The sequence below is a fragment of the Candidatus Palibaumannia cicadellinicola genome (assembly GCF_002855795.1).
In the GTDB taxonomy this organism is placed as follows: domain Bacteria; phylum Pseudomonadota; class Gammaproteobacteria; order Enterobacterales; family Enterobacteriaceae; genus Baumannia; species Baumannia cicadellinicola_C.
The window spans coordinates 1-2,514 of the sequence record NZ_NJPO01000053.1 but is presented as its reverse complement, the minus strand read 5'-3'; the positions used below and the strand labels follow the sequence as shown (position 1 = coordinate 2,514).

The window sequence follows — 2,514 nt, the reverse complement described above, 5'->3', positions numbered from 1 at the left end:
GGAAAGTTGTGGATATTATTAACGACCTTGAACCAAAAATGGAAAAGCTAAGCGACAAAGAGTTAGCTATGAAAACTACAGAATTTCGCGCTCGTATTGATAAAAAAGAACTAGTAGATCATATCTTACCAGAAGCTTTTGCAGTAGTACGAGAAGCTAGTAAGCGTGTATTTGGCATGCGTCACTTTGATGTCCAGTTATTAGGTGGGATTGTGCTAAACAATCGCTGTATTGCTGAGATGCGTACTGGTGAAGGGAAAACTCTAACAGCTACTTTACCTGCTTATTTAAATGCACTCAGTCGTAAAGGAGTACATATTGTTACTGTCAATGATTATCTAGCGCAGCGTGATGCTAAAAATAATCGTGCACTATTTGAGTTTCTTGGTTTGAGTGTAGGAATTAACTTACATGGGCTATCTGCACCTGACAAACGCGTAGCTTATGCTGCAGATATTACTTATGGCACTAATCATGAGTATGGTTTTGATTATTTACGCGATAATATGGCGTTTAGTACGAAAGAACGAGTACAACGAAAACTACACTACGCACTAATAGATGAGGTAGATTCAATTTTGATTGACGAAGCTCGTACCCCACTAATTATCTCAGGTCCAGCGGAAGACAGCTCTAAAATATATCGTCAAGTAGATAAACTTATACCGAATTTTATTCGCCAAGAAAAAGAAGACTCCGACAACTTTCAAGGTAAAGGACATTTTGTAGTAGACGAAAAATATCGTCAAATTCACTTAACAGAACGTGGTCTTATATTAATTGAAAATCTTATGGTTGATGCTTGTCTTTTAAACAAAGGAGAATCACTTTATTCGGTCAAAAATATGATGTTAATGCATCATGTAATTGCAGGGTTACGAGCTCATGTACTATTCTTACGTAATGTTGACTATATTGTTAAAAATGGAGAAGTTGTCATTGTAGACGAACATACTGGTCGTACTATGCCAGGTCGCCGATGGTCAGATGGTTTACATCAAGCAATAGAAGCGAAAGAACATGTGATGATCCAAAATGAAAATCAGACACTAGCGTCAATTACTTTTCAAAATTATTTTCGATTATACGATAAATTATCAGGAATGACTGGTACTGCAGATACTGAAGCATTTGAGTTTCGTTCTATTTATGAATTAGATACTATAGTAGTACCAACTAATCAACCAATGATTCGTAATGATTTACCTGATTTAGTTTATATAACTGAACAAGAAAAAATTAATGCTATTATAGCAGAAATCAAAAATTGTAGTAAACGTGGGCAACCAGTTCTTGTGGGTACTATTTCTATTGAAAAATCTGAAGCAATATCTCATGCTTTAGAAAAAGTAGGTATTATGCATAAAGTATTAAACGCCAAATTTCATGCTATGGAAGCTGAAATAATAGCTCAAGCTGGTCAACCAGGAGCAGTAACAATATCTACTAATATGGCAGGACGTGGGACAGATATTGTATTAGGAGGTAGCTGGCAAGCAGAAATAGCGGCACTAAAAAAATATAATGAACAACAAATTACTAAGATAAAAATTTCATGGCAGCAACGACATGACGCTGTTTTAGCTGTCGGGGGATTACATATTATTGGTACAGAACGTCATGAATCACGTCGAATTGATAATCAGTTACGTGGGCGTTCTGGTCGTCAAGGTGATGCAGGTTCATCTCGGTTTTATTTATCGATGGAAGATTCTCTGATGCGTATCTTTGCTTCAGATCGTGTATCACTTATGATACGTAAATTAGGAATGAAACAAGGTGATGCTATAGAACATCCTTGGGTTACAAAAGCGATTGCTAACGCTCAACGCAAAGTTGAAAGTCGTAATTTTGATATTCGTAAACAATTATTAGAATATGATGATGTTGTTAATGATCAACGTAGAGTTATTTATGCTAAGCGTAATGAATTATTAGAAGTTGCTGATATTAGTCAAACGATTAATCGTATTCGTATAGATGTACTAAATAACATAATAAATCATTATATTCCACCACAATCACTAGAAGAAATATGGGATCTATTGGGTCTCCAACAACATATAAAAGATAATTTTAATGTTAATATAACTATTACACCATCACTAATAAATAAGCCAGATGAGTTAAAACATAAATTAATTGATATTCTATTAACAGAGTATAAACGTAAAGAAGAAATAATAGGTATAGATATGATGCGTCAATTAGAAAGACGCGTTATGTTACAAACTATTGACTTATTATGGAAAGAACATCTAGCAGCAATGGATTATCTACGTCAAGGTATTCATTTACGTAGTTATGCTCAAAGAGATCCAAAACAAGAGTATAAACGTGAATCTTTTATGATGTTTCTAGTTATGCTAGATTCACTAAAATATGAAGTCATTACTTTACTTAGTAAAGTACAAGTACATAAACAATTACCAATTGTATTAGTTGATTAATTATGTAGATAAGCTATTAGTAAATAATTATAAGTTTTAATAAATATTTATTTCATTTATTTAT

Annotated in this window: 1 pseudogene; it reads left to right on the top strand. The window is 33.5% G+C overall.

Annotation, left to right across the window (positions count from 1 at the left end):
• Positions 1-2,417: pseudogene (secA, locus tag CEX73_RS01135) on the top strand (preprotein translocase subunit SecA); the annotation flags it as partial.
• Between the last annotated feature and the right edge of the window lie 97 nt (positions 2,418-2,514).